Below are 23,170 nucleotides of genomic sequence, written 5' to 3'. Positions count from 1 at the left end.
CTCCGGGCAAGGGGGATGTGCCGGAAGAAGTACGCGTGAGGGGGCGCCGTGCGGAAACTGCTGTCGTCGATCTCCATGCTGCCGCTGCTGTACGGCGCGCTCACGACACCCGCGGCCGCGGCCGACGACCCGATCTACACGCTCCCCGGCACGTCCGTGCTGGCGGAGGTCGGCAGGGACGGCCGGGTCGAGGTGACCGAGAACCACACCTTCACCTGGCGGCAGCAGGGCCACGGGGCCTATCTCGACATCCCGCTGACGGCCGGCGTACGCGTGGACGACATCACGGTCAGCGAGGCGGGCACCGCCTACCGCCGGGGGCCGGACGCCGCCGTCGGGGCGGACCGTCCGGCCGGGACGTACGGCACGGCTTGTTGCGCGGCCGCCCGGCAGCGGGTGACCTGGTACTTCTCCGCCGCCGCCGGCACCACGCGCACGTTCACCGTCCGCTACACCGTGCGGGGAGCCGTCACCCTCTATTCGGACCAGGCGTTCCTGCGGCTGCCCGTCTGGGGTGAGCACTGGCCGCAGACCCTCGACGCGCTGCGCGTCGAGATCCGGCTGCCCGGCGGCGGCGGCCCCGGCCAGGGGGTGCTGGAGAGCGCCAAGGATCCCGCGCTCAAGGTGGACGCCACCGCGCGGACGGCCGCGATGACCGAGCGCGGCATAGGCCCCGGCCGTTCCCGCACCGTCGAGCTGGCCTTCCCGACGGGCCTGCTGGACGGGCGCCCGGCCTCGGCCGCGACGGCCCCGGGCAGCGGCGCTCCCAGGCTGGCGGGGTTGCGTGCCGAGCCGGCCGTGGGCAAGGGCTGGTTCGATCTCCTGTGGAGCGACCCCGCTCGTGCGGTGGGGGTCATCGTCCTGGCCGTCCTGGTGCTGGGCATGGTGGGGTTCTTCGTCGTCGCCGTGATCGCCGAGGTACGTGAAGGACGCGCCCGCCGCCGCGCGGGCGCCACCGGTGGCCGTTCCGTCTCCTCCTCGTACGGCAGCTCCGCGAGCACCGGCTCGTACGGCGGAGGCGCCGGCGGAGGCAGCGGCACCAGCGGAGGAGGCGGTGGCGGCGGGGCCTGGTGACCGGCGCGGACCACAGGCCGGGCGACGAGGGGCCGCGGGCCGGCGTCGGGGCTTCCCCCGGGACGGCTCAGGAGTGGTACGGGCGCAGGCGCGGCAGCCAGCCGGGCACGTGCGCGCAGTACTCCTCGTACGCCGCGCCGAACTGCCTGCGCAGGTGCGGCTCCTCGTACCAGTGCACGAACGACCACACGGGCACGGCGACGACCGCCGCGTAGAGAAGCAGCGCGGCGTCGCCGAAGATCATGGCCTGCCCGGCCACGGCGGCGAGGACCGCGACGTACATCGGGTTGCGGACGTAGCGGTAGAGGCCGCCGACGACCAGTCGTTCGGGCGGCGCGGCCGGCAGCGGCGTGCCGAGCCCCTCCACCACGAACCGGACGAACGCGCTGACCAGCACCGCCAGCCCCGCCACCGCCAGGACGGCCCCGGCCGCCCGCAGCGGGATCATGACCGGGGCCGGGAACGGGTCGCGGGCCTGCCAGCCGCTGATCCAGTACGGCACGAGGACGGCGACGGTGCCGGGCGCGGCGGCGAAGAAGAGGGAGCTGACGAGTGCCGCGGGGGTCCTGCGCATGGGTACGCTCCTCACCACGAAATTCACTATGTGATGAGTTTAGGAACCGCGGCCGGACACCGTCAACGCCCGCGCCAGGGCCGCCCGCGGGTTGTCGGGATTCCGTAAGGGACCTTACGATTTGTACGTGATCAACCTGGAGCGGCCCTCGTACGAGGAACTGGTCGCCCGGCTCGGCACGCCGGTCCCCGTCGAGGACGCGCGCGCCCGCTGGGGCTCGCTCGTGGACGCCGCCGGCCGCGGCCGGGTCAGCCTGATCACCCGCGAACGCTGGGAGTGGGCGGCCCTGGTGCCGCTGTCACGGGTGGCCGGCGTGCTGACCGGCCTGCCGGTCGTGTCGCTGTCGACGGCCCGCTCCAAGCTCGGCGACCTCGTGCGGCAGGTGGCCGACCCGTACGACGACGAGCCCGTGCTGCTCACCCGCCACCGCACGCCGGTCGCCGCGCTGATCGCGGCCCGCCTGCTGCTGGAGCCGCCGGCCTCGCCGCGCCGCCCGGACGCCGACGCGCTGCTGGCCGAGGGCCACACGATCACGCTGGCCCGCGACCCGGTGGGCGGCCTGGTCGTCGCCATCGCCCGCGACGGGGACGGCCAGCAGGTCGCCGCCGGGTCGGGGCGCGGCGTCGCGCAGGCCCTGCGCTCACTCGCCGAGCCGCCGCCGGGTCAGCCGGACGCCTCGCCGGGCAGGACCACGGCGTCGGGGCCCGGGTAGACGAACTGCGTGTGCCCGTCGTCGAAGCGCACGACGTAAGGCGGCGCCCCGTCGGCCCCGCGTACCTCCACGATCACGGCCTTGCGGTCGGCCTGGCCGACGACGTTGCCGTGCACGAGCAAGATGTCACCGACGTTCGCCTGCATGAGCGGTTCCTCCCGGTCGGACGCGAACGGATGCGGACGGATGCAGGTGCTCACCCCACAGTGCACCAGCGGAGCCGTCCCGGGAAGGCGGCACCGCGAACGGGGCCGAGGGCGTGCACGCGGCGAAAACCCGTCGAGGCGGCCGCGCGCCGGTGACTACCGTGTCCGGGTGCACACCTACCTCGAGACCGAGCGGCTGGTTCTGCGCCGCTTCACCGAGCAGGACGCGGACCTGCTGTTCGCCCTGCACAACGACCCCGACGTCATGCGCTACCTCAACGGCGGCAAGCCCGTCCCCCGGGAGCAGATCGTCGAGGAGACGCTGCCGCGTTTCATCCGCTCCGGCTTCTTCGCGGCCTTCGGCAAGCCTGCCGGAGACTTCCTCGGCTGGTTCCTGCTGCGCCCGCCCGAGGGCGGGCCGGCCGACGAGCCCGAGCTGGGCTACCGGCTGCACAAGGCCGCGTGGGGGCGGGGGTACGCGACGGAGGGCTCGCTCGCGCTGATCGACAAGGCGTTCGGGGAGCTGGGGGCGCGGCGGGTGTTCGCGCAGACGATGGCGGTGAACCTGGGGTCGCGGCGGGTGATGGAGAAGTGCGGGCTGCGGTACGTGCGGACGTTCTTCGAGGACTGGGCGGATCCGATCGACGGGGCGGAGGAGGGCGAGGTGGAGTACGAGGTGCGGCGTGAGGACTGGCTGGCGCGCCGTCGCGCCTCCACCTCGACCTCGACCTCGACCTCGACCTCGGCCTCCTCCTGACTCCGTCGCCGGCGGGCCCGCTCCCTGCCGTGCGTGGACACGGACCGGGCGGGTCGGCGATCCGTTACGTGGCCGGGGTGGCGGCCACGACGGCGTAGCGTTCGTCGTCGATCTCCTTGCCCCACAGCACCGGCTCCGTGAGCCGGTCGACCCGCAGGTCGGCGAACCGCACCGGAAGCCGCCGCAGCGCCGCAACCAGCTCCTCCGCCGTTATCCCGCCGTCCCACGGCATGTCGTCGCGCCGTGGCACGCTGCTCCAGCGGCCCTCCACCAGGACGAGCCGGCCGCCCGGGCGCAGGAGGGCGGCCCAGCGGGCCAGCGCCCGCTCCGGGTCGGGCAGGGCCCACACGACGTGCCGGGTCAGGACGACGTCGAAGCGCCGCTCCCCCACCGGCGGTCGGGAGGCGTCGCCGACCGTCACGGTGGCGTCCGTGCCCGCGAGTTTCTCGCGCGCCCGCTCCACCATGCGCGGCGCGAGGTCGACGCCCGTCACGCGGTGCCCGGCCTCGGCGAGCAGCAGCGACAGCGACCCGGTGCCGCACCCCAGGTCGAGCGCGTCGGGCCGGCGCCCGGCGGCGGGTGGCAGCCAGGTGGCGAGGCGGGCGGCCCAGGCGGCCCGCACGGCGGGGTCGCGCAGGCCGTGGTCGGCCTCCTCGTCGAAGGTGTCGGCGGCGGCGTCCCAGTGGGCGGCGAGGTTCGGCATGGACGTCATGCTGTCAGCGGCCACCGACAATTCGCGGACGGAGGGAAGGAGGCAGCACCTGGTGTACTGGTCAGACCAGTCGCTAGGGTGCCTTCATGGACTACGAGGCGCTGTTCCGCCTGGACGGGCGGCATGCCGTGGTGATCGGGGCCGGGAGCGGCATCGGCAGGGAGGCGGCGCTGGCGCTGGCCGCGCAGGGCGCGTCCGTGGTGTGCGCCGACCGCGACCTGCCCGCCGCCGAGCGGACCGCGGCCGCGTGCGGCGGCACGGCGCGGCTGCTGGACGTGCTCGACACCGACGCGGTGCGCGCCGCCGCGGCGGAGGAGCCGGCCGACGTGCTGGTGTTCACGGCCGCGACGAACGTGCGCAAGCGGCTGCTCGACTACACCGGCGAGGAGTTCGACCGGGTGGTGGGCCTCAACCTGCGGGCGTCGTTCGACGTGGTGCGGGCCTTCGGAGCGGGCATGGTGGAGCGGCGGCGCGGCTCCATCGTCGGGTTCGCCTCCATCCGGGCGTCGGTGACCGAGCCGGGGCAGAGCGCGTACGCGGCCACGAAGGCGGGGCTGGTGCAGCTCCTGCGGACGGCCGCCGCCGAGTTCGGCCCGTACGGCGTGCGCGTCAACGCCGTCGCCCCCGGCGTCGTCGAGACGCCGCTGACCCGCCAGATCAAGGAGAACCCGGGCTGGTACGCCGCCTACGCCGCCAAGTCCGCGCTCGGCCGGTGGGCGTCGGCGGAGGAGATGGCGGGCGCCGTGGTCTACCTGGCCGGCGACGCCGCGAGCTTCGTCACGGGCTCGGTGTTGTACGTGGACGGCGGCTGGACCGCCGTGGACGGCCGTTTCGACCCACCGAATTGAGTCGAATATCCCTGCCGTAACGGGGCAGCGGGCACAGGTCCCACGAAAGGAAGGATCTGTTCATGAGTACAGCACGGAAGTTAGCGCCCGCGGGTATCGCGGCCGTGCTGGCGTTGACCATCGCCCCGGCCGCGCAGGCCCAGACCACCGCCACCCCGATCCCCGCCGGCTCCGCGAGCTCCGTCGCGGCGGCGGGCCGGCACGCCTCCGCCCAGGACAAGTGGTTCCTGCGGCAGGCGCACCAGGGCAACCTGGCCGAGATCGCGGCCGGCAAGGCCGCGCTCCGCGAGTCGCGCGACAAGGGCGTGCGCGCGATCGCCTGGCGGCTCGTCCAGGACCACGGCAAGCTGGACGCCCGGCTGCGCGAGGTCGCGCGCCGGCTGCACGTCAGCCTGCCGGACCGGCCGAGCGCCGCGCAGCGCGCCGACCTGTGGCACGTGCAGAAGCGCGACGGGCGCCGCTTCGACCGCGCCTGGCTGCGGCTGCAGGAGGACGCGCACGTCCAGACGCTGCAGCTCATCAGGCGTGAGCTGCGCGACGGTCACTCCAGGTGGGTGAAGGACCTGGCGGACGACGCCGCCCCCGTGGTCCGGCACCACCTGCGGGCGATCCGCGCCGAACGCTAGCCGAGAGGCAGCCGATCCGCGGCCCGGGCCGCGGTGACGGCGCACTTCCCGGCGGCCGCGGCCCTGTCGACGGGGTCGTGGCCGCCCCCATGCGAACGGACGCCGTCAGGGGCGGATGACGGCCATCCGGGTGACGGTCAGCTCCTCGATGGCGAAGCGCGGCCCCTCCCGTCCGATGCCGGAGTCCTTGACGCCGCCGTACGGCATGTTGTCCGCCCGGAACCCCGGCACGTCGTTCACCACCACGCCCCCGGCCTCGATCCGCTCGATCGCCGCGAACGCCGTGGCCAGCGAGCGGGTGAAGACCGCCGCGTGCAGGCCGTACCGGGAGCGGTTGACGGCGGCGAAGCCGGCCTCCAGGTCGGGCACCTGGCGCACGCACACCACCGGCCCGAAGATCTCCTCGTCCCACGCGGCGGCCCCGTCCGGGACGTCCGCGAGCACGGTCGGCGCGATGGCCCGCCCGTCGCGGTGCCCGCCGGTGACGACGCGCGCGCCGGAGCCGGCGATCCAGTCCAGGACGCGTTCCGTCGCCGCCTCTCCGATGAGCGGCGCCACCCGCGTGCCGGGCAGCCGCGGGTCGCCGACGGCGACGTCCTTGACCCGCTCGGCCAGCAGGGCCGTGAACTCCCCCGCCACCGGCTCCTCCACCAGCACCCGCTGCACCGAGATGCACGCCTGCCCGGAGGCGTAGTAGCCGCCCCGGACGACCGCGTCGGCGGCGGCCTCCAGGTCGGCGTCCGCGGCGACGAGCAGCGCCGCGTTCGAGCCCAGCTCCAGCAGGACCTTCGTGGGCGCGGCCGCGCGGGCGATGGCGTGCCCGGCCGCGGCCGAGCCGGTGAACGACACCGCGCCGATCCGCCGGTCCTCGACCAGCCGCCGGCCGACCTCGACGTCCCCGGTGACGAGCTGCACGGCCGCGGCCGGCAGCGCGCCGGTGGAGCGCAGCAGGTGCACCAGCCAGAGCGTGGCCAGCGGGGTGGCCGGCGCGGGCTTGACGATCACCGGGCAGCCGGCCGCGACCGCGGGCGCGATCTTGTGGGCGGCCAGCAGCAGCGGATAGTTGAAGCCGGTGATGCCGACGACCACGCCGACCGGCCGGCGCGTCCAGAACCCGATCAGCCCCTCACCGGAGGGCAGCAGGTCGAGCGGGACGGTCTCGCCGTGCAGGCGGGCCACCTCCTCGGCGGCCGTGGTCAGGGTGACCAGCGTGCGCGCGACCTCCACCCTGCAGTCGGCCAGCGGCTTGCCGGTCTCCAGGACGAGCAGCCGCTCGAACTCCTCGCGGCGTTCCTCGACGGCGGCGCATGCCCCGACGAGGGCGGCGCGGCGGGCGTGGGACGGGAGCGCGGCCATGGCGGGGGCCACGGCCAGGGCCGCGTCCAGGGCGCGGGCGGCGTGCCCGGGCGTGCCGAGCGGGGCCGTGGCGACCAGGCTGCCGTCGTACGGGAACGTGACGCCGGCGGTGCCCTCGGTGGTGGTCCAGCCGTCACCGACGGGCAGGCCGGCCGGCCAGGCGGGGTCGAAGGTCATGAGATTCCCCCTGTCGTGGCGCTCGGGAACACGTCGAGGTAGGCGGGCGCGTCCTCGCGGCCGGTCGCGGCGAGGACGGCGTGGGCCACGGCGCGGGCGAAGGCGTCCGCGGCGGCGGCCAGGATCTCCTGGAACTCGCCCCGCCCGGGCGCGGGCCCGGCGCAGGTGGCCAGGGCGAAGATCGTGTCGCCGTCGGTCATGGTGTGGGCGGGGCGGATGGCCCGGGCCAGGCCGTCGTGAGCGACGGCGGCCAGCTTGCCGCACTGGGCCTTGGTCAGCGTGCGGTCGGTGGCGACGACGCCGATCGTGGTGTTGAAGGCGGGCCTGGCGGGCGGGCGCCAGGCTTCGGCCTCCGCGCGGGACGGGGGGCGGAGGTGGGCGAACTCGCCGGGCAGGCCGTAGCGGGCGCCGGCGAGGGTCGCGTCGTGCGGGTCGAGGACGGAGCCCGCCGGGTTGGCCACGGCCAGGGCCGCCACGGTGGCGCCGCCGGGGAGAACGGCGCCGGGGAGGACGACGCTGGCGGTGCCCACGCCGCCGGCCAGGCCGCCCGCGACCGCGCCGGTGCCCGCGCCGATGGAACCGCTGGCGTGCGGGGGTGCGGTGGCGAAGGGCGGGCGGCCGGGGTGCGGAGGTGCGGCGGCTCTCCCGCCGACGTGGGTCTCCGTCCCTCGGGAGAGCTGGGGGGAGGGTGGGGCAGGGGCGCCGAAGGCGTGGGCGGCGGCGCCGAAGGTGGCGTCCGGGGTGGCGCGGAAGGCGCCGCCCCGGCCCAGGTCGAAGATGACCGCCGCCGGCACGATCGGCACCACCCCGCCCTCGACGGGGAACCCCACCCCCGCCTCCGCCAGCCGGTCCATCACCCCGCAGGCCGCGCTCAGCCCGTACGCGCTCCCGCCCGACAGCACCACGGCGTGCACCCGCTCGACCAGGTTGCGCGGGTCGAGCAGCTCGGTCTCGCGGGTGCCGGGCGCGGCCCCGCGCACGTCCACCCCGGCGACGGCGCCGCCGGGCGGGGCGAGGACGACGGTGGTGCCGGTGCGCCAGCCGCCGCCGACCCGGTGGGCGTGCCCGACCCGCAGCCCGGCCACGTCCGCCAGCGAGTTCGTGGCGCCGGGACGCATCAGAAGTCGCCGTTCAGGAAGCGCCGCGCCGCCTCGGCGAAGACCCGGGTGCAGCGGACGATGTCCTCGACCTCGACGTACTCGTCCGCCTGGTGGGCGATCCACTTGCCGCCCGGCCCGTACACGACGGACGGGACGCCGCCCCAGTGCGTGAGCACGGTGCCGTCGGTGGTGCCGGGCACCCCGCCGTACACCGGTTCCTCCCCGGTGACCGTCCGGTGCGCGGCGGCCAGCGCGGCCACCACCGGGTCGGAGACGGGCACGTCCACGGGCGGCCGGTCCACCAGCACCGTGACCTCGGCGGCGATCCCGTCGCGGGCGGCGAGCGCCGCGACCCGGTCGGCGACGTCCTTGTGCTCGACGCCGGGCACGGTGCGCACGTCCACGTACACGGAGGCGGTGGCCGGGATGACGTTGACCTGCTCGCGCGAGCCGGCCCGCAGCACGGTCGGGGTGACGTACACCTCGCCCAGGTGCTCGTGGGCGGGGTGCCGGCGTTGCAGCTCGTCCTGCAGCTCGGCGAGGCCGACGAGCAGCGGGCCGACGGCGGCGATGGGGTTGCGGCCGTGCTGCGGCATCGCGCCGTGCGCCATCTTGCCGGTCAGGTCGACGCGCAGCCGCAGCGCGCCTTTGGCGACGGCGCAGATCTCGCCCGCCTCCGGCTCGGCGACGATCGCGCCGTCCACGCCGGCGGCGAGCCCTTCGGCGACGAAGTGGTGGGCGCCGATCATGAGCCCTTCCTCGTCGGCCAGCGCGCACACCTTGATCCGGCCGGGGAACGGGCCGGCGAGCTGGAGGGCGCGGGTGGCGTACAGGGTGGCGGCCAGGCCGGACTTCATGTCGGCGCTGCCCCTCCCCCACAGCCGGCCGTCGCGGATCTCGCCGCCGAACGGGTCCACGGTCCACTCCGCCAGGTCGCCCTCGGTGACGACGTCGGTGTGGCCCTCGAACATCAGCGTCGGCCCGTCGCCGCCACCGCCCTCGACCACGGCCACGACGTTGGGCCGGTCCGGCTCCACCTCGTACCAGGCGGGCTCCCAGCCCCACTCGCGCATCCTGGCGGCCACCAGCTCGGCGGCGGCGCGCTCGCGCCGCCCCGGGTCGTTGGTGCTGGGGACGCGCACCAGCGCGCGGGTGAACTCCACCACTCCGCCGGCGTCGACGTCGATCACCGGCCTGTCGCTCACTGCCCTGTCGCTCACTGCCATCCCTCCAGCGTCGGTACGGCCTCCAGCAGCGCCCGCGTGTAGGGGTGCGCGGGCGCGGCCCACACCTCGTCCACCGGGCCGGTCTCGACGATCTCGCCGCGGTTCATGACCGCGACCGTCTCGCACACGTGCCGCACCACGGACAGGTCGTGCGAGACGAACACGAGCGTCAGCCCGAGCTCGTCGGCGAGGTCGGCCAGCAGGTTGAGTATCTGCCCCCGCACGGAGACGTCCAGGGCGCTGACGGGCTCGTCGGCGACCAGCACCTTCGGGCGGGGGGCGAGGGCGCGGGCGATGGCGATGCGCTGCCGCTGCCCGCCGGAGAACTGGTGCGGGTAGCGTCCCGCGGCGTCGGCGGGCAGGCCGACCGCGTCCAGCAGCTCGGCGACCCGGCCGCCGACCGGCAGGCCGAGGGCGGTGAGCGGCTCGGCGACGAGGTCGCGCACCCGCATGCGCGGGTCGAGGGAGCTCATCGGGTCCTGGAAGACGATCTGCAGGTTCTCGCGCAGGAAACGCAGGCTCCGCTCGGGACGGCCGGTGATCGGGCGCCCGTCGAAGGTGATGGTGCCGGCGGTGGGCTGGTCGAGGGCGCACAGCAGGCGCAGCAGCGTGGACTTGCCGGAGCCGGACTCGCCGACGATGCCGTACCGCTCGCCCCTGTGGACGGTGAGCGACACCTCGCGCAGCGCGTGGACGGCGGCGGCGGGCCGCAGCAGCGAGGTGCGGGGGCGGCGGTAGACGCGGCTGAGGCCGCGCACCTCAATGAGCGGGGTGCCGGCAGGCGTGGGCATGGCCGTCTCCTGTTCCGTCTCCCACCAGCGCCGGGAGGGTGGCGCACTGCTCGTCGGCGTGCGGGCAGCGGTTCCTGAACACGCAGCCGTCGGGGAAGCGGCCGGCGGCGGGGACGCTGCCGCTGATCGTGGGGAGCCTGGTGCCGCGCGGGGTGAGCCGGGAGGCGGCCAGCAGGCCCTCGGTGTAGCGGTGGCGGGGCCGGGCGAACACCTCGCGGATGGGGCCGGACTCGACGACGCGCCCGCCGTACATGACGAGGACCCGCTCGCACACGGCCGCGACCACGGCGAGGTCGTGGGTGATGAACAGCAGCGCGGGCGCGACCTCGGCGATCAGGTCGAGCATCTGCTTCTGCACGGTGACGTCGAGCGCGGTGGTGGGCTCGTCGCAGATGAGCAGGCCGGGCTCGTTGGCCAGGGCGATGGCGAGCATGACGCGCTGCCGCTGCCCGCCGGAGAGCTGGTGGGGGTAGGCGCGGGCCACGTGCTCCGGCTCGGGCAGCCGCACCCGGTCCAGCAGCTCGACGGCGCGGGCGCGGGCCTCGCGGCGGCCCCGTCCGTGCAGGGTCATGACCTCGGCGACCTGGGCGCCGACCCGCATGAGCGGGTTGAGCGCGGTCATCGGCTCCTGGAAGACCATGGACAGCTCACGGCCGCGCAGCCGCTTGAGCCGTCCTTCGGGTACGCCGACCAGCTCGTGCCCGCCGAAGGTGGCCTTCCCGGTGGCGGTGACGCCCTCGGGCAGCAGCCCCATGAGCGACAGCGCGGTCAGCGACTTGCCGGACCCGGACTCGCCGATGAGCCCGACCCGTTCGCCCGGCCCGATCGCGAACGACACCTCGCGCACCAGCTCGACGGCGTCCGCCCGCACGCTGAGGCCCTCAACCTTCAGCACGGATCCTCCTCAGCTTGGGGTCGAGGAAGTCGCGCAGCCCGTCGCCGAGCAGGTTGAAGCCGAGCACGGCGAGCGCGATGGCGAGGCCGGGCCACAGCGCCAGGCGCGGGGTGGAGAACAGCAGCTCCTGCGACTCCTGCAGCATCCGCCCCCACGACGGGGTGGGCGGGCGGGTGCCGAAGCCGAGGAACGACAGCGCCGCCTCGGCCAGGATGGCGATGGCGAACGACACCGACGCCTGGACGATGAGCACCGAGCCGATGTTGGGCAGCACGTGCCGCAGCGCGATGGCGGGCCCGCGGCGGCCGGCGGCGCGCGCGGCCAGGACGTAGTCGGTGACCATGACCTGGAGCGTGGCGGCGCGGGCCACCCGGGCGAAGGCGGGCACGGTGGCCACCCCGATGGCGATCATCGCGGTCAGCGTGCCGGCTCCGTAGACCGCGCCGAGCATGACGGCCAGCAGCAGGGCGGGGAAGGCGAAGACGAGGTCGTTGGCCCGCATCACCAGCTCGGCCAGCCAGCCGCGCGGCGTCATCCCGGCCAGCACGCCGAGCGGGGTGCCGAGCAGGGCGGCGATGCCGACGGCGACGATGCCGACGTAGAGGGTGGTGCGGGCGCCGACCATGAGCTGGCTGAGGGTGTCGCGGCCGAACTTGTCGGCGCCGAGCAGGTAGCCGCCGCCGGGTTCGCGCAGCTTGGCCGCCGCGTCGACGAGGGTGGGGTCGTGCGGCGTCCACACGAACGACACCAGCGCCGCCAGCACGACGAGCGCGACGAGCGCGCCGCCGGCGACGAGCCCGGCGTTGAGCCGCCCCCTCATCGCAGACTCCGCATTCTCGGGTCGAGCACGTGGTAGGCGACGTCCACCACGAAGTTGATCAGCAGGACGGCCACGACCAGCACCATCACCACGCCCTGCACGAGCAGCAGGTCGCGCCCGGCGACGCCGTTGAGCAGCAGGTCGCCGAGGCCGGGGATGACGAAGACGCGCTCGACCACGACCGCGCCGATCAGCAGCGTGGCCAGTTGCAGGCCGAGCACGGTGACGACGGGGACGGCGGCGTTGCGCAGGCCGTGCCGCCACAGGGCGCCGGTGCGGCCGCGGCCCTTGGCGCGGGCGGTGCGCAGGTAGTCCTCGCGCATGACGTCGAGGACGGCGCTGCGCACGTACCGGGTCAGGACGGCGCCCTGCACCAGGCCGAGCGACGCCCACGGCAGCAGCAGGCCCCGCAGCCACTGCGCCGGGTCCTCGGCGAGGGGCACGTACCCGCCGGAGGGCAGCACCTGGGCCCGCACGGCGAAGACGAACACCAGCAGGATGCCGGCCAGGAACGCGGGGACGGCGATGCCGGCCTGGCTCGCCGCGCTGATGGCCGCGCCGAGCGGGTTGCGGTGGTGGACGGCGGCGAACGTGCCGAGCGGCACCGCGATGACCAGCGCCACGACCATGCCGCCGAGCACGAGCACGGCGGTGACGCCGAGCCGGTCGGAGATCTGCGGGCCGATGGGGGCGCTGGTGACGTAGGAGGTGCCGAAGTCGCCCTGGGCGAGCCCGCCGAACCAGTCGAGGAACTGCGCGACCGGCGGCCGGTCGGTGCCGAACTGCGCGCGGAGCTGCGCGACGGCCTCGGGGGTGGCGTTGACGCCGAGCGCGATCTCGGCCGGGTCGCCGGGCAGCAGCGCCATGAACGCGAACACCACGACCCCGGCCACGGCGGTGCTCGCCACCAGCACCGCCAGGCGTTTGACCAGGTAGAGCGTCATGCGGGGGTCACTGCTTGGCGAGCGCGGTGAAGTCGAAGGACTCGGCGATGGCGTTCTGCGGCAGCCCGGTGACGCCCTTCCTGGCCACGATCAGGTTGGGGAACAGGAACAGCCAGTCGGCGGCGGCGTCGTCGGACAGCAGCTTGGCGGCCTGCTTGAGGTCGTCGGTCTGCTGCTGCTCGGTGCCCTCGTCGGCGGCGGTGAGGAGCTTGCCGAACTCGGGGTTGTCGTAGTGGAAGTAGTACGACTTGTCGGCGAAGATGCCCATGTCGCGGGGTTCGACGTGGTTGATGATGGACAGGTCGTAGTCGCCCTTGCTGAACACCTGGTCGAGCCAGCGGGCGGGGAACTCCAGCGGCTCGATGTCGGCGGTGATGCCGACCTGGGCGAGCTGCGACTTGACGACCTGGGCGCTCGCCACCGCGTACGGCAGGTTGGGGATGCGCATCTTGACGGTGTAGGTCTTGCCGCCGAGCAGTTCCTTGGCCTTGGCCGGGTCGTAGGGGTAGTCGCCGGTGCGGTCCTCGTACCAGGGGTCGGTGGGCGGCACCATCGAGCCGATGAGCTGGCCGCGCCCGGCCCAGGCGGTGTCGAGCAGCGCCTTGTGGTCGATGGCGTGCCGGACGGCCTGGCGGACCTTCTTGTCGCTGAACGGCGGGCGGGCGTTGTTCATCGACAGCACGACCTCGCCGTTGGTGGTGCCCTCGATGACCTGGAAGCGGCTCTGGTCGGCGAACTGCTGCAGCGACTCGGGGGCCTGGACGCTGGAGATGACGTCGATGCCGCCGGTGAGCAGCGCGTTGTTCATGGCCGTGGCGTCCTTGAAGTACTTCAGCGTGACCGACGACAGGGCCGGCTTGGTCCCCCAGTAGGAGGGGTTGGCGTCGAGCCGGAGCGAGTCGCCGCGCCGCCACGCGCCGAGCACGTACGGGCCGGTGCCGACGGGCTTGTTGGCGAGGTCGGCGACGCCGGTGCGGCTGAACATGGCGCCGAGCCTGGTGGCCATGGAGTACAGGAAGCCGTTGCTGGGGCGCTTGAGGGTGACGACGGCGGTGGAGTCGTCCTTCTTCTCGACCTTGTCGACGACGTCGAGCTGCGACTTGATCTTGAGCTTCCAGTCGCTCCTGACCCGGTCGAGGGAGAAGACCACGTCGTCGGCGGTGAAGGGGGCGCCGCTGCTGAACTTCACGTTCTCGCGCAGGGTGAAGGTGTAGGTCTTCCGGTCGGCGGAGACGTCCCACTTCTCGGCCAGCAGCGGCACGATCCGGCCGTCCTGCTGGAGCTTGACCAGGCCCTCGTAGACGTTGACGAGCAGCGCCTGCGGGATCGCGGCGCCCTCGGTGGAGGTGAAGTCGAGGTTGGCGGGCTCGGCGACCGCGCCGACCGACAGCGTCCGGGCCTTGGGGGTGCTCCCGGAGCCGCCCGGGGAGCCGCCGCCGCAGGCGGCCGTGCCCAGCAGGAGACCGCCCACGGCGATCCAGATCCCGATGCGCCTCATGTCTCGCAGCCTCCTGGCTAGTGTACTGGTCGGACCAGTAGGCTACGCACACTGCCAGTCTGCGGCGGTTCGGGTCAAGGGGGCGTCCATGGGTGGTGCGCGGTTCGAGCCGGTGCGTGCCGTGCGGGCCTACGAGCGCGTGGTGGAGCAGATCGAGGAGGCCGTGGAGAGCGGGGCGCTGTCCCCCGGCGCGCGGCTGCCGAGCGAGCGCGAGCTGATGACGCAGTTCTCCGTCAGCCGCTCCACCGTGCGCGAGGCGCTGCGGGTGCTGCAGGCGCGCGGCCTGGTCCGCTCGCGGCCCGGCGACCCGAACGGCGCGGAGGTGCTGGCCTTCTCCCCCGTCGCCTTACAGAAGTCGATGACCACGCTGGCCCGGGTGTCGGAGCTGTCGCTGGGCGAGCTGGTGCAGTTCCGCATGGTGCTGGACGCGGCGGCCGTGCTGCTCGCGGCGCGGCAGCGCACCGAGGAGCACCTGGCGGAGATGACGGCGGCGGTCGAGGCGATGCGGAGCGCCGGCGGCGACGGCTTCGGCGCCGCCGACGTGGCCTTCCACGACGCGATCGCGCGGGCCTGCGGCAACAAGCTCATCCAGGTCTGCACGGACGTGGTGCGCGCGGTCGTGGTCGGCCTCATCGAGGACCGCATCGCGCGGGCCCCCGACCGGGAGGCGCTGATGCTGCGCAGCATCGCCCACCACGAGGACGTCATCGCCGCCCTGCGCGCCGGCGACGGCCCGCTGGCGGCCCGCCTGACCCGCCAGTCCATGTACGACTACTACGCGGGTCACCTGCCCGCCGAGGAACGCGCCGCCCTCCGGGCACTTCTGGAGTGATTTGCCCCACAGGGTGTTATGTTTCCCGGGTGGCGCGCGTGGATGGGGACGGGCTGACCGAGGCGTTTCTGCGCGAGCCGCGCCGCTACACCAGTCACCAGGTCGCCGAGATGGCGGGGGTCCCGGTGTACCGCGCGCGGCGCTTCTGGCGTGCGCTCGGCTTCGCGAACGTGGCCGACGACGCGGTCGAGTTCACCGACTCCGACGTCGAGGCGCTGCGGACGATGATCGGCATGGTCAGCTCCGGCGTCTACGACGAGGAGCACGTGCTGCTCATGGCCCGCTCGCTGGGGCGGGCCACGGCGCGCCTCGCCGAGTCGCAGGCCGAGCTGGGCGTGGAGGAGCTGGACCAGGCGGGCGTGCCGCTCGCCGACCGGCCGAGAGCGTGGCGGCGGCGGGCCGAGCGGGTGGTGCCCGACCTGGCCCGGCTGCTGGTCTACGCCTGGCAGCGGCAGCTCGCCGCGGCGGCGGGCCGCATCGCCGAGCAGGACATGAGCGCGGTGCGGCTGTCGGTGGGCTTCGCCGACCTGGTGGCCTTCACCCGGCTGAGCCGGCAGATCACCGGCAGCGAGCTGGCCCGGCTGATCGACCGGTTCGAGGGCCGCTCGGCCGACATCGTCACCTCCACCGGCGGGCGGGTGGTCAAGACGCTCGGCGACTCGGTGTTGTTCGTGGCCGACAAGGCGCACGTGGCGGCCGAGATCGCGCTGCGGCTGGTGGAGACGCCGCGCGCCAAGGGCATGCCGGAGCTGCGCGTGGGGCTGGCCTCGGGGCCGGTGATCTGGCGGATGGGCGACGTGTTCGGCACGACGGTCAACCTGGCCAGCCGGCTGACCGCGCTGGCGCTGCCTGGAACGATCCTCGCCGGCCCGGAGATGGCCGAGGAGCTGGAGGGCGACCGGGCGTTCCTGCTGCGCGAGGTCAACCGGCTGTCGGTGCGGGGGCTGGGCGAGCTGGCGCCGTTCACGGTGACGCGCGGCGCCACCTAGCCGCGGCGGGCAACCCGCCGCCCGGTCCGATGCGTCACTTCCGTCGGCAGCGCGTGGACGGGAAGCTTCGGACGTGGCGGACAGGGCGATCTTCCAGGACTTCGTGGTGTCGCGGTCCGACCGGCTGCTGCGCACCGCGTACCTGCTGGCGCGCGACTGGGGCGTGGCCGAGGACCTGCTGCAGGAGGCCCTGGCCAAGGCGTGGTTCGCCTGGCCGGGCATCGACGAGCCCGAGGCGTACGTGCGCAAGGTGCTCGTGACGACGTACACGTCCTGGTGGCGGCGCAGGTGGCGCCGGGAGCTGCCGAGCGACGACCTGCCGGACCGGGGCGCGCACGACCCGCCGGGCGCCGGCGACGAGCTGTGGCGGGCGGTGGGCCGGCTGCCCGCCCGGCAGCGCGCGGTCATCGTGCTGCGCTTCTACGAGGACCTGCCGGTGGCCGAGGTCGCCGAGGTGCTCGGCTGCCACGAGGGGACGGTCAAGAGCCAGACCGCCAAGGCCCTCGCCAGGCTGCGGACGGACGAGACGATCACGAAGGAGCTGCACCCATGACCGTGCACGACCTGCGCGAGGTCCTGCGGGAGCGGGCCGGGGCGCCCTCGCCGGGCAACCCGCTGCGCCACGACCAGGTCCGCGCCCGCATCAGCCGCGCCAGGCGACGCAGGAGGGCGGCGGCGACGGTGACCGCGGGCGCGGCGGCGGCCGTGCTGGCCATGGCGCTGCTGCCCGGTGCCGAGCGGGGGCCGGAGGAGACGACGACCGCGACGGCCGGGGAGCGGCTGCCGGGGTCGTACACGTCGGGGGACGGCGCCGTCTACCGCCGGCTGGCCGCGGCGGCGCTGCGGCCGGGAGGCCCGGCGACGGCGTCGGTCACGGTGCCGGCCACCGGCGGGCCGCTGGACGTGGCCGGGGTGTGCGAGGGGTCTCTCACGACCGCCCCGCCGCGCGTCCTGATGAACGGCAGGCCGGTGACCCAGGCAGCGCCGCTGCTGTGCGGCACCGGCGTCAGGACCGTCCCCCTGACCGTGCCGGCCGGCGTCACCGAGGTCACCGTCACCTTCGACCAGAGCGCGCGGCCGCTGGACTGCCGGTCCGCCGGCGGCGGCTGCGCGCCCGGCCGCGGCCCGGCCGGCGCCTGGGACCTGGCCGTCTACACCTGGACGCCGCCCGCCCGGCCGGTCGATCCCGGCCCGGTGGGGCACCTCCCGCGCCGGGTCGGCGGCCTGCGGCTGGCCGGCTCCGCCACCGGGACCCTCGCCGGCCCGGCGGCCGCCGGCGCCTTCACCGTCCGGGTGCGCAGCCGCGACGGGCACGTCCGGCTCCAGCAGCTCTGCGCGGGCGAGCTGAGCGGGCGGCTGTGGTTCAGCTACCTGGTCGACGGCGCGAGCTCCGTCACCACGAGCTGCCCCGTCCTGGCCGGCGGCGGCGAGCCGGCCGTGAACGACCTGATGGAGGTGCCGGTGCCGGCGGGCCGGCAGGTGACGATCACCGGCCGGGTGGGCGCGTGGGGGCCGCTCACCAACCGCCCGGTCCGCTGGAGCGCCGGCGTCTACGCGGAGGACTGACCGGGGGCCGGCCTTTCGGGCTAGGATCACCGAACATCATTCTGCGCAGTGAGGGGTGCCCCCTTGACCACTCGTCAGCACGCCATCGGTGACCTGCTGCGGCGCTCGGCCGCCCGCTACCCCGGCAAGACCGCCCTCGTCCACGGCGAGGTGCGGCAGAGCTACGCCGAGCTCGACCGCACGGTGAACCGGGTCGCCAACGCGCTGGCCGCGCGGGGCGTCGGCAAGAGCGACCGGTTCGCCGTGCTCAGCCACAACAACGACGCGTTCGTGGTGGCGTTCTTCGCGCTGGCCCGGCTGGGGGCCGTCTCGGTGCCGATCAACTTCATGCTGCGCTCCGACGAGGTCGGCTTCATCCTGGAGCACTCCGGCGCGACGGGCATGCTCGTGGAGGAGGCGCTCGCCCCGGTGGCCGCGGCGGCGGCGAGCGAGCGGGTCAGGGTGCGCGGGGTGATCGGCGCGTACGAGGGGTGGGAGCCGTTCGCGGAGTGGGCCACGCACGGCGACGACGCCGAGCCGCGGGCCGAGATCGCCGACGACGACCCGATCCAGCTCATGTACACCAGCGGCACCGAGTCGCGGCCCAAGGGCGCCACGTTGTCCAGCCGCAGCCTCATCGCCCAGTACGTGACGTGCGTGATCGACGGGCAGATGACGCACGACGACGTCGAGGTGCACGCGCTGCCGCTCTACCACTGCGCCCAGCTCCACTGCTTCCTGACGCCGGGGATCTACCTGGGCGCGACGAACGTCGTGCTGCCCGGCGCCGACCCGGGCGCGATCCTGGCCGCCGTCGAGGCCGAGCGGGCCACCAAGCTGTTCTGCCCGCCGACCGTCTGGATCGGCCTGCTGCGCCACCCCGACTTCGACCAGCGCGACCTGTCGTCGCTGCGCAAGGGCTACTACGGCGCCTCGATCATGCCGGTGGAGGTGCTGAAGGAGATCGCGGCGCGGCTGCCCGGCGTGCGGCTGTTCAACTTCTACGGCCAGACCGAGATGGCGCCGGTCGCCACGATCCTCGGCCCGGAGGAGCAGCTCACCCGGCTCGGCTCGGCGGGCCGGCCCGCGCTCAACGTCGAGACCAGGATCGTGGACGAGGAGGACCGGCCGGTGCCGCCCGGCGTGGTGGGCGAGATCGTGCACCGCAGCCCGCACGCCATGCTCGGCTACTGGAACGACCCGGACCGGACCGCCGAGGCGTTCCGCGGCGGCTGGTTCCACAGCGGCGACCTCGGCGTCATGGACGAGGACGGCTACCTGTCGGTGGTGGACCGCAAGAAGGACATGATCAAGACCGGCGGCGAGAACGTGGCCAGCCGCGAGGTGGAGGAGGCCGTCTACCAGCATCCGGCGGTGGCGGAGGCGGCCGTGTTCGGGGTGCCGGACGAGCGGTGGATCGAGGCGGTGACGGCCGCCGTGGTGCTGCGGGAGGGGGCCGTGATGACCGAGGACCAGCTCATCGCGTTCCTGCGGGAGCGGCTGGCGCCGTTCAAGACGCCGAAGCGGGTGGCGTTCGTGAGCGCGCTGCCCAAGAACGCCTCGGGCAAGGTGCTGAAGCGGGAGCTGCGCGACTCCTTCTGAGCGCCCGGCCCCTCGGGGCGCCCGGCCCTGGTTGATCAGTGGCCGCGGGCGGGCATGCACTCCGGCAGACGGACGCACCTCCAGCCACGGGACCCCCCTCACGTCCCGCCCCCAGAGAGGCCGATGACCGTGAAGCCGGATCTGCCCGAGATGATGCATCGCGCGTTCTTTCGTACGGTGTCCCTGCTGTCGCCGGGAGGGCAGGGCAGGCTCCTGCGCCGCTACTTCGACTGGCGGCACCGGGTGCCCGACCCCTGGCGGCTCGCCACCGACGGCTACGAGCAGCACAAGTACCTGTCCACGCTGCGGCACCTGCCGCCGCGGCCGTACCGGCGGATCATCGAGGTGGGGTGCGCGGAGGGCGTGTTCACCAGCACGCTGGCGGCGGCCTACCCGGAGGCGGAGATCGTCGGGGTGGACGTGTCCGGGCGGGCGCTGGAGCGGGCGCGCGAGCGGGTGCCGGACGCCGGCCGGGTGCGCTTCGTCCAGGCCGACCTGCTCACGCACCGCCCCGCGCAGCGCTTCGACCTGGTGTTCTGCTCCGAGACGTTGTACTACCTGGGGCGCGGCGACCGGCTGCGGGCCGCCTCGGCGCGGCTGCGGGAGCTGCTCGAACCCGGCGGCGTGCTGGTGGCGGTGCACCCGTGGCCGGAGGCGGCCCGGCTGCACCGGCACCTCGACACGTCGCTGCCGCGGCTCGGCCAGGAGGTGTACACGGCGACGTGGCGGCCGTTCGCGGTCGCCGTCTACGGCGCCGGCCCGGCCTGACGGCCCCATGCCCGTTGCCGGCCCGGCCTGACGGCCCCATGCCCGGCGCCGCGGTCTACGGCGCCGGCTTGCCCAGCAGGTCGGCGGCGAGCCCGCGGACCACCCCGCGCCGGATCTTGCCGGTGGCGGTCTTCGGCAGCTCCGCCACGACCAGCACCTCGCGGGGGCGCTTGAAGGCGGCCAGGCCGTCGCGGCAGAAGGCGACCAGCTCGGCGGCGTCCACGACGCGGCCGGGCGCGGGCACGACGCAGGCGACGGGACGTTCGAGGCCGTCGGCGTCGAGGTTGGCGACGACCGCGCACTCGCCGACCGACGGATGCTCCAGGAGCCGCGCCTCGACCTCCATCGGCGAGACCCAGATGCCGCCCGCCTTGATCAGGTCGTTGGAGCGGCCGAGGCAGCGGTAGAAGCCGTCGGGCTCGCGGACGTAGGTGTCGCCGGTGCGCAGCCACTCGCCCTGGAAGACCTGGCGGGTGGCGGCGGCGCGGCACCAGTAGCCGGTGGCGATGGACTCGCCGCGCACGTACAGGTGGCCGGGCTCGCCGTCGGCGGCGGGCGCGCCCTGCTCGTCGAGGAGGCGGGCCTCGTACCCGGGGACGACCGTGCCGGAGGTGCCGGGGCGGGCCTGGCCGGGGCGGTTGCTGATGAAGATGTGCAGGGCCTCGGTGGAGCCGAGGCCGTCGAGGACGTCCACGCCGAAGCGGGCGGTGAAGCGGCGGTGGATGCCGGCGGGCAGCGCCTCCCCGGCCGAGACGCCGAGGCGTACCGAGGCGAAGGCATCGGACGGGGCATCGGACGGGGCGCCGGCGGCCAGCAGCGCCGCGTAGAAGGCGGGACCGGCGAAGAACAGCGTCGGCCGGTGCTCGGCCACCCGGGCGAGCACCCCGGCGGGGGTGGGCGGGGCCGGGTCGAGGACGGCGGTCGCGCCGGCGGCCAGCGGGAAGATCATCGAGTTGCCGAGGCCGTAGGCGAAGAACAGCCGGGCGACGGACAGGCAGCGGTCGCCGGGCCGGACGCCGAGCACCTGGCGGCCGTAGGTCTCGTGGACGTCCTGGATCGCGCCGTGGCGGTGCATCGCGGCCTTGGGCGCGCCGGTGGTGCCGGAGGTGTAGAGCCACAGCGCGGGCGAGTCGCGCCAGCTGTCGTACGGCGGCGCGGGCGTGGCCGCGAGCAGGTCGTCCCAGGCCACGGCCCCGTCGGCGGGCGGGCCGGTGAGCACGAGCGTGGTGACCTCGGGGGCGCCGGCCACGGCCGCGCGGACGGCGGGCGCGAACTCGGGCGTGGCGGCCACGACCCGGCCCCGCGAGTCGCGGAACAACGCGGCCAGCTCGGCGGCGTGGTACATGGTGCTGACCGGCACGGCGACCGCGCCCGCGCGCATGACCGCGAGGATCGTGACCACCGTCTCGGGACGGTCGGACATCACGATCAGCACCCGCTCCTCCGGCCGGACGCCGAGCTCGCGCAGCCCGCCGGCCAGGGCGGCGACCTCGGCGGCGAGCCGGGCGTAGGTGAGCGTGCCCGCCGGGCCCGTCAGCGCGACGCGGTCGCCGAGCCCGGCCTCCACCTGACGGTCCACGAGATGCGCGGCGGCATTGAACGACTCGGACGCCATGGCGCATCCTCCGCACAGGCGCCGAGCCCCGTCAACCGCCTGGAGCACGAAGGCGGACGGCGGGTCAGGGCGCGGGACGGCGGGTCAGGGCGCGGGACGGCGGGTCAGGGCGCGGGACGGCGGGTCAGGGCGCGGGACGGCGGGTCAGGGCGCGGGACGGCGGTCGAGGGCGCGGGACGGCGGGTCAGGGCGCGGGGCGGCGGTCGAGGGCCTGGGCCCATTTGACGGCGACCGCGGCGACCTGCACCAGCTCGGCCCGCAGCCGCGCGGGATCAGTCTCGGCGAACGCCTCCAGCACCTCTTCGGCCAGGATGTGCCGCCAGGTCAGGCCGCCCTCGCGGGCCGCCGCGTCGGTCTCGTCGCGCGCCGAGTCGCGGCGGACCGCCACGCCGTCGCCGCCCGTGCCGTCGGGCAGCTCCTGCATGCCGAACCGCGCGTCCTGCGCGGCCCGCTCGGCCGCCACGTCGGCGAGCACCACCGCCATCGAGCCCGGCACCCCGGCGTCCCCGTCATGCGTCATGGGAGCAAGTCTGGCGTGCGGGCGGGGGCGGGCGGGCGGAAACCAGGGCCGAAGTCGGCCCCGGCCGCGCACGCGTGGTCGCGGAAGGCGCGCGCGGCCGGGGTCAGCCGTTCACCGGCCACCCAGCTCACCCCGATCGTCCGGCGCAGGGGCGGCGACAGCGGGATGTCCACGACGGCGGAGCCGGGCGCGGCCGGGCCCGGGTCGGTGCGGGGCAGGACGGCCACGCCGAGGCCCGCCGCGACCAGGCCCCGCACGGTCTCCGACTCCTGCCCCTCGAAGGCGATCCGCGGCTCGAACCCCGCCGCCGCACACAGGTCGTCGGTGATCTGCCGCAGCCCGTACCCGTGCTCCAGGGTCACCAGCTCCTCCCCCTCCAGCTCCGCCGCCCGCACCCGGGCGCGTCCGGCGAGGCGGTGCCCGGGCGGCACGGACAGCACCAGCTCCTGCTCGGCGATGGGCCGGCTGTCGAGGTCGGGGTCGCCGAGCGGCATGGGGGCGACGAACACCAGGTCGATGTCGCCCTCCCGCAGGGCGCGCAGCATGTCCTGGCGCGAGCCCTGCGCCAGGCTGAAGCGCACGCCGGGGTTGCGCTCGCGGAACAGGCGGATGAGCGACGGCACGAGCGTACGGCCGAGCAGGTGCAGGAAGCCCAGCACGACGCGGCCGCTGGCCGGGTCGATCTCCTCGCGCACCTCGCGGGCGGCCACGGCGACGGCCCCGAGCGCGCGCCCGGAGGCGGCGGCCAGCGTGCGGCCCGCCCGGGTGAGCCGGATGCCGCGCCCGGACGGCAGCGCCAGCGGCGTGCCGACCAGCTCGGACAGGGCGGCGAGGCGGCGGCTGGCCGTGGGCTGCGGGATGCCGAGCAGCTCGGCGGCGCGGGTCACGTGGCCGGTCTCGCCGACGGCGGCCAGCAGGGCGAGGGCGGGCGCGAGGCGGGCGGCCAGCCGGTCGTCGGCCGCTTCCGGGGATTCATGCGTCACGGTATGAATTATCGCTGATAGCGGTATTGGACGCATTTATTAGCTTTGCTTAGCGTTGAT

Annotated in this window: 25 protein-coding genes; 11 read left to right on the top strand and 14 right to left on the bottom strand. The window is 74.9% G+C overall.

The features are described from left to right. Nucleotides 1–48: 48 nt before the first annotated feature. The gene (locus tag MF672_RS35745) at nucleotides 49–1,074 is read left to right on the top strand and encodes a DUF2207 domain-containing protein (RefSeq protein ID WP_242376311.1); all 1,026 of its coding nucleotides are present in this window, start codon (nucleotides 49–51) and stop codon (nucleotides 1,072–1,074) included. Between the two features lie 67 nt (nucleotides 1,075–1,141). On the opposite strand, the gene MF672_RS35740 is transcribed toward MF672_RS35745, so the two are convergent. Beyond that, nucleotides 1,142–1,648, bottom strand: coding sequence for a methyltransferase family protein (locus tag MF672_RS35740; protein WP_242376310.1), 507 nt, complete (start codon nucleotides 1,646–1,648; stop codon nucleotides 1,142–1,144). Nucleotides 1,649–1,775: 127 nt separating this feature from the next. Between MF672_RS35740 and MF672_RS35735 the strand changes: the two genes are divergently transcribed. Next, nucleotides 1,776–2,360, top strand: a complete 585-nt coding sequence (locus tag MF672_RS35735) for a type II toxin-antitoxin system prevent-host-death family antitoxin (RefSeq protein ID WP_242376309.1) — start codon at nucleotides 1,776–1,778, stop codon at nucleotides 2,358–2,360. Here the strand turns inward: MF672_RS35735 and MF672_RS35730 are convergent. Then, nucleotides 2,312–2,506 carry a DUF1918 domain-containing protein gene (locus MF672_RS35730; protein WP_242376308.1) on the bottom strand — a complete coding sequence of 65 codons (195 nt, stop codon included), beginning with the start codon at nucleotides 2,504–2,506 and terminating at the stop codon, nucleotides 2,312–2,314. The two genes, MF672_RS35735 and MF672_RS35730, sit on opposite strands and share 49 nt — an antisense overlap. Before the next feature lie 169 nt (nucleotides 2,507–2,675). Here MF672_RS35730 and MF672_RS35725 point away from each other — a divergent pair, with 169 nt between their 5' ends. Next, on the top strand, nucleotides 2,676–3,263 hold the full coding sequence (locus MF672_RS35725) for a GNAT family N-acetyltransferase (protein ID WP_242376307.1): 588 nt from the start codon (nucleotides 2,676–2,678) through the stop codon (nucleotides 3,261–3,263). A gap of 64 nt (nucleotides 3,264–3,327) precedes the next feature. On the opposite strand, the gene MF672_RS35720 is transcribed toward MF672_RS35725, so the two are convergent. Continuing rightward, the gene (locus tag MF672_RS35720) at nucleotides 3,328–3,966 is read right to left on the bottom strand and encodes a class I SAM-dependent methyltransferase (RefSeq protein WP_242376306.1); all 639 of its coding nucleotides are present in this window, start codon (nucleotides 3,964–3,966) and stop codon (nucleotides 3,328–3,330) included. Nucleotides 3,967–4,061: 95 nt separating this feature from the next. On the opposite strand from MF672_RS35720, the gene MF672_RS35715 reads away from it, so the two are divergent. Both MF672_RS35715 and MF672_RS35710 read left to right on the top strand, forming a co-directional pair. Continuing rightward, entirely contained in the window at nucleotides 4,062–4,823 is a 762-nt protein-coding gene (locus MF672_RS35715) for an SDR family NAD(P)-dependent oxidoreductase (protein ID WP_242376305.1), read from the top strand. A gap of 62 nt (nucleotides 4,824–4,885) precedes the next feature. Beyond that, entirely contained in the window at nucleotides 4,886–5,449 is a 564-nt protein-coding gene (locus tag MF672_RS35710) for a DUF4142 domain-containing protein (protein WP_242376304.1), read from the top strand. A 105-nt stretch (nucleotides 5,450–5,554) separates the two neighbouring features. Here MF672_RS35710 and MF672_RS35705 read toward each other — a convergent pair whose 3' ends face one another. From MF672_RS35705 to MF672_RS35670, 8 genes are read right to left on the bottom strand one after another with little or no spacing between them, the layout of a single operon-like run. Beyond that, nucleotides 5,555–6,982: an aldehyde dehydrogenase family protein gene (locus tag MF672_RS35705; protein WP_242376303.1), complete on the bottom strand. Its 1,428-nt coding sequence runs from the start codon at nucleotides 6,980–6,982 to the stop codon at nucleotides 5,555–5,557. Beyond that, the gene (locus tag MF672_RS35700; protein WP_242376302.1) at nucleotides 6,979–8,100 is read right to left on the bottom strand and encodes a P1 family peptidase; all 1,122 of its coding nucleotides are present in this window, start codon (nucleotides 8,098–8,100) and stop codon (nucleotides 6,979–6,981) included. The genes MF672_RS35705 and MF672_RS35700 overlap by 4 nt, the downstream gene beginning before the upstream one ends. Next, nucleotides 8,100–9,302 carry a M20 family metallopeptidase gene (locus tag MF672_RS35695; protein ID WP_242376301.1) on the bottom strand — a complete coding sequence of 401 codons (1,203 nt, stop codon included), beginning with the start codon at nucleotides 9,300–9,302 and terminating at the stop codon, nucleotides 8,100–8,102. Before MF672_RS35695 ends, MF672_RS35700 begins: the two co-directional genes overlap by 1 nt. Next, the gene (locus MF672_RS35690) at nucleotides 9,299–10,099 is read right to left on the bottom strand and encodes an ATP-binding cassette domain-containing protein (RefSeq protein WP_242376300.1); all 801 of its coding nucleotides are present in this window, start codon (nucleotides 10,097–10,099) and stop codon (nucleotides 9,299–9,301) included. Before MF672_RS35690 ends, MF672_RS35695 begins: the two co-directional genes overlap by 4 nt. Then, nucleotides 10,068–10,994, bottom strand: a complete 927-nt coding sequence (locus MF672_RS35685; protein WP_242376299.1) for an ABC transporter ATP-binding protein — start codon at nucleotides 10,992–10,994, stop codon at nucleotides 10,068–10,070. Before MF672_RS35685 ends, MF672_RS35690 begins: the two co-directional genes overlap by 32 nt. Further along, a complete protein-coding gene (locus MF672_RS35680) occupies nucleotides 10,981–11,814 on the bottom strand; it encodes an ABC transporter permease (RefSeq protein WP_242376298.1) in 834 nt (277 codons plus the stop codon). Before MF672_RS35680 ends, MF672_RS35685 begins: the two co-directional genes overlap by 14 nt. Then, on the bottom strand, nucleotides 11,811–12,758 hold the full coding sequence (locus MF672_RS35675) for an ABC transporter permease (RefSeq protein ID WP_242376297.1): 948 nt from the start codon (nucleotides 12,756–12,758) through the stop codon (nucleotides 11,811–11,813). The genes MF672_RS35680 and MF672_RS35675 overlap by 4 nt, the downstream gene beginning before the upstream one ends. 7 nt (nucleotides 12,759–12,765) lie before the next feature. Continuing rightward, nucleotides 12,766–14,256 carry an ABC transporter substrate-binding protein gene (locus MF672_RS35670; RefSeq protein ID WP_242376296.1) on the bottom strand — a complete coding sequence of 497 codons (1,491 nt, stop codon included), beginning with the start codon at nucleotides 14,254–14,256 and terminating at the stop codon, nucleotides 12,766–12,768. A gap of 88 nt (nucleotides 14,257–14,344) precedes the next feature. On the opposite strand from MF672_RS35670, the gene MF672_RS35665 reads away from it, so the two are divergent. The 6 genes from MF672_RS35665 to MF672_RS35640 all read left to right on the top strand — a co-directional run bounded on the left by MF672_RS35665 (nucleotide 14,345) and on the right by MF672_RS35640 (nucleotide 19,992). Further along, nucleotides 14,345–15,088: a FadR/GntR family transcriptional regulator gene (locus MF672_RS35665; RefSeq protein ID WP_242376295.1), complete on the top strand. Its 744-nt coding sequence runs from the start codon at nucleotides 14,345–14,347 to the stop codon at nucleotides 15,086–15,088. Between the two features lie 29 nt (nucleotides 15,089–15,117). Then, on the top strand, nucleotides 15,118–16,077 hold the full coding sequence (locus MF672_RS35660; protein WP_242376294.1) for an adenylate/guanylate cyclase domain-containing protein: 960 nt from the start codon (nucleotides 15,118–15,120) through the stop codon (nucleotides 16,075–16,077). A gap of 73 nt (nucleotides 16,078–16,150) precedes the next feature. Beyond that, nucleotides 16,151–16,630: a SigE family RNA polymerase sigma factor gene (locus tag MF672_RS35655; RefSeq protein WP_242376293.1), complete on the top strand. Its 480-nt coding sequence runs from the start codon at nucleotides 16,151–16,153 to the stop codon at nucleotides 16,628–16,630. Further along, entirely contained in the window at nucleotides 16,627–17,643 is a 1,017-nt protein-coding gene (locus tag MF672_RS35650) for a hypothetical protein (RefSeq protein WP_242376292.1), read from the top strand. Before MF672_RS35655 ends, MF672_RS35650 begins: the two co-directional genes overlap by 4 nt. A gap of 63 nt (nucleotides 17,644–17,706) precedes the next feature. After that, a complete protein-coding gene (locus tag MF672_RS35645; protein WP_242376291.1) occupies nucleotides 17,707–19,224 on the top strand; it encodes an acyl-CoA synthetase in 1,518 nt (505 codons plus the stop codon). 123 nt (nucleotides 19,225–19,347) lie between these two features. Beyond that, the gene (locus MF672_RS35640; RefSeq protein ID WP_242376290.1) at nucleotides 19,348–19,992 is read left to right on the top strand and encodes a class I SAM-dependent methyltransferase; all 645 of its coding nucleotides are present in this window, start codon (nucleotides 19,348–19,350) and stop codon (nucleotides 19,990–19,992) included. Between the two features lie 55 nt (nucleotides 19,993–20,047). Here MF672_RS35640 and MF672_RS35635 read toward each other — a convergent pair whose 3' ends face one another. From MF672_RS35635 to MF672_RS35625, 3 genes are all read right to left on the bottom strand, one after another. Further along, nucleotides 20,048–21,607, bottom strand: coding sequence for a benzoate-CoA ligase family protein (locus tag MF672_RS35635; protein WP_242376289.1), 1,560 nt, complete (start codon nucleotides 21,605–21,607; stop codon nucleotides 20,048–20,050). A 184-nt stretch (nucleotides 21,608–21,791) separates the two neighbouring features. Further along, entirely contained in the window at nucleotides 21,792–22,127 is a 336-nt protein-coding gene (locus MF672_RS35630) for a hypothetical protein (protein ID WP_242376288.1), read from the bottom strand. Continuing rightward, nucleotides 22,124–23,110, bottom strand: coding sequence for a LysR family transcriptional regulator (locus tag MF672_RS35625; protein WP_242376287.1), 987 nt, complete (start codon nucleotides 23,108–23,110; stop codon nucleotides 22,124–22,126). The genes MF672_RS35630 and MF672_RS35625 overlap by 4 nt, the downstream gene beginning before the upstream one ends. Nucleotides 23,111–23,170: the final 60 nt, after the last annotated feature.

Origin of the sequence: Actinomadura luzonensis, from assembly GCF_022664455.2 — a bacterium.
In the GTDB taxonomy this organism is placed as follows: Bacteria; Actinomycetota; Actinomycetes; order Streptosporangiales; family Streptosporangiaceae; genus Nonomuraea; species Nonomuraea luzonensis.
This window is presented reverse-complemented; position numbering and strand designations above follow the sequence as displayed.

Excerpts from the sequence above, each read along its gene's own strand:
- MF672_RS35640 (WP_242376290.1), top strand. The coding sequence starts at position 19,348 with ATGACCGTGAAGCCGGATCTGCCCGAGATGATGCATCGCGCGTTCTTT.
- MF672_RS35715 (WP_242376305.1), top strand. The coding sequence starts at position 4,062 with ATGGACTACGAGGCGCTGTTCCGCCTGGACGGGCGGCATGCCGTGGTG.
- MF672_RS35675 (WP_242376297.1), bottom strand. The coding sequence starts at position 12,758 with ATGACGCTCTACCTGGTCAAACGCCTGGCGGTGCTGGTGGCGAGCACC.
- MF672_RS35665 (WP_242376295.1), top strand. The coding sequence starts at position 14,345 with ATGGGTGGTGCGCGGTTCGAGCCGGTGCGTGCCGTGCGGGCCTACGAG.
- MF672_RS35690 (WP_242376300.1), bottom strand. The coding sequence starts at position 10,099 with ATGCCCACGCCTGCCGGCACCCCGCTCATTGAGGTGCGCGGCCTCAGC.
- MF672_RS35680 (WP_242376298.1), bottom strand. The coding sequence starts at position 11,814 with ATGAGGGGGCGGCTCAACGCCGGGCTCGTCGCCGGCGGCGCGCTCGTC.
- MF672_RS35630 (WP_242376288.1), bottom strand. The coding sequence starts at position 22,127 with ATGACGCATGACGGGGACGCCGGGGTGCCGGGCTCGATGGCGGTGGTG.
- MF672_RS35700 (WP_242376302.1), bottom strand. The coding sequence starts at position 8,100 with ATGCGTCCCGGCGCCACGAACTCGCTGGCGGACGTGGCCGGGCTGCGG.
- MF672_RS35720 (WP_242376306.1), bottom strand. The coding sequence starts at position 3,966 with ATGCCGAACCTCGCCGCCCACTGGGACGCCGCCGCCGACACCTTCGAC.
- MF672_RS35650 (WP_242376292.1), top strand. The coding sequence starts at position 16,627 with ATGACCGTGCACGACCTGCGCGAGGTCCTGCGGGAGCGGGCCGGGGCG.
- MF672_RS35710 (WP_242376304.1), top strand. The coding sequence starts at position 4,886 with ATGAGTACAGCACGGAAGTTAGCGCCCGCGGGTATCGCGGCCGTGCTG.
- MF672_RS35705 (WP_242376303.1), bottom strand. The coding sequence starts at position 6,982 with ATGACCTTCGACCCCGCCTGGCCGGCCGGCCTGCCCGTCGGTGACGGC.
- MF672_RS35730 (WP_242376308.1), bottom strand. The coding sequence starts at position 2,506 with ATGCAGGCGAACGTCGGTGACATCTTGCTCGTGCACGGCAACGTCGTC.
- MF672_RS35740 (WP_242376310.1), bottom strand. The coding sequence starts at position 1,648 with ATGCGCAGGACCCCCGCGGCACTCGTCAGCTCCCTCTTCTTCGCCGCC.
- MF672_RS35670 (WP_242376296.1), bottom strand. The coding sequence starts at position 14,256 with ATGAGGCGCATCGGGATCTGGATCGCCGTGGGCGGTCTCCTGCTGGGC.
- MF672_RS35635 (WP_242376289.1), bottom strand. The coding sequence starts at position 21,607 with ATGGCGTCCGAGTCGTTCAATGCCGCCGCGCATCTCGTGGACCGTCAG.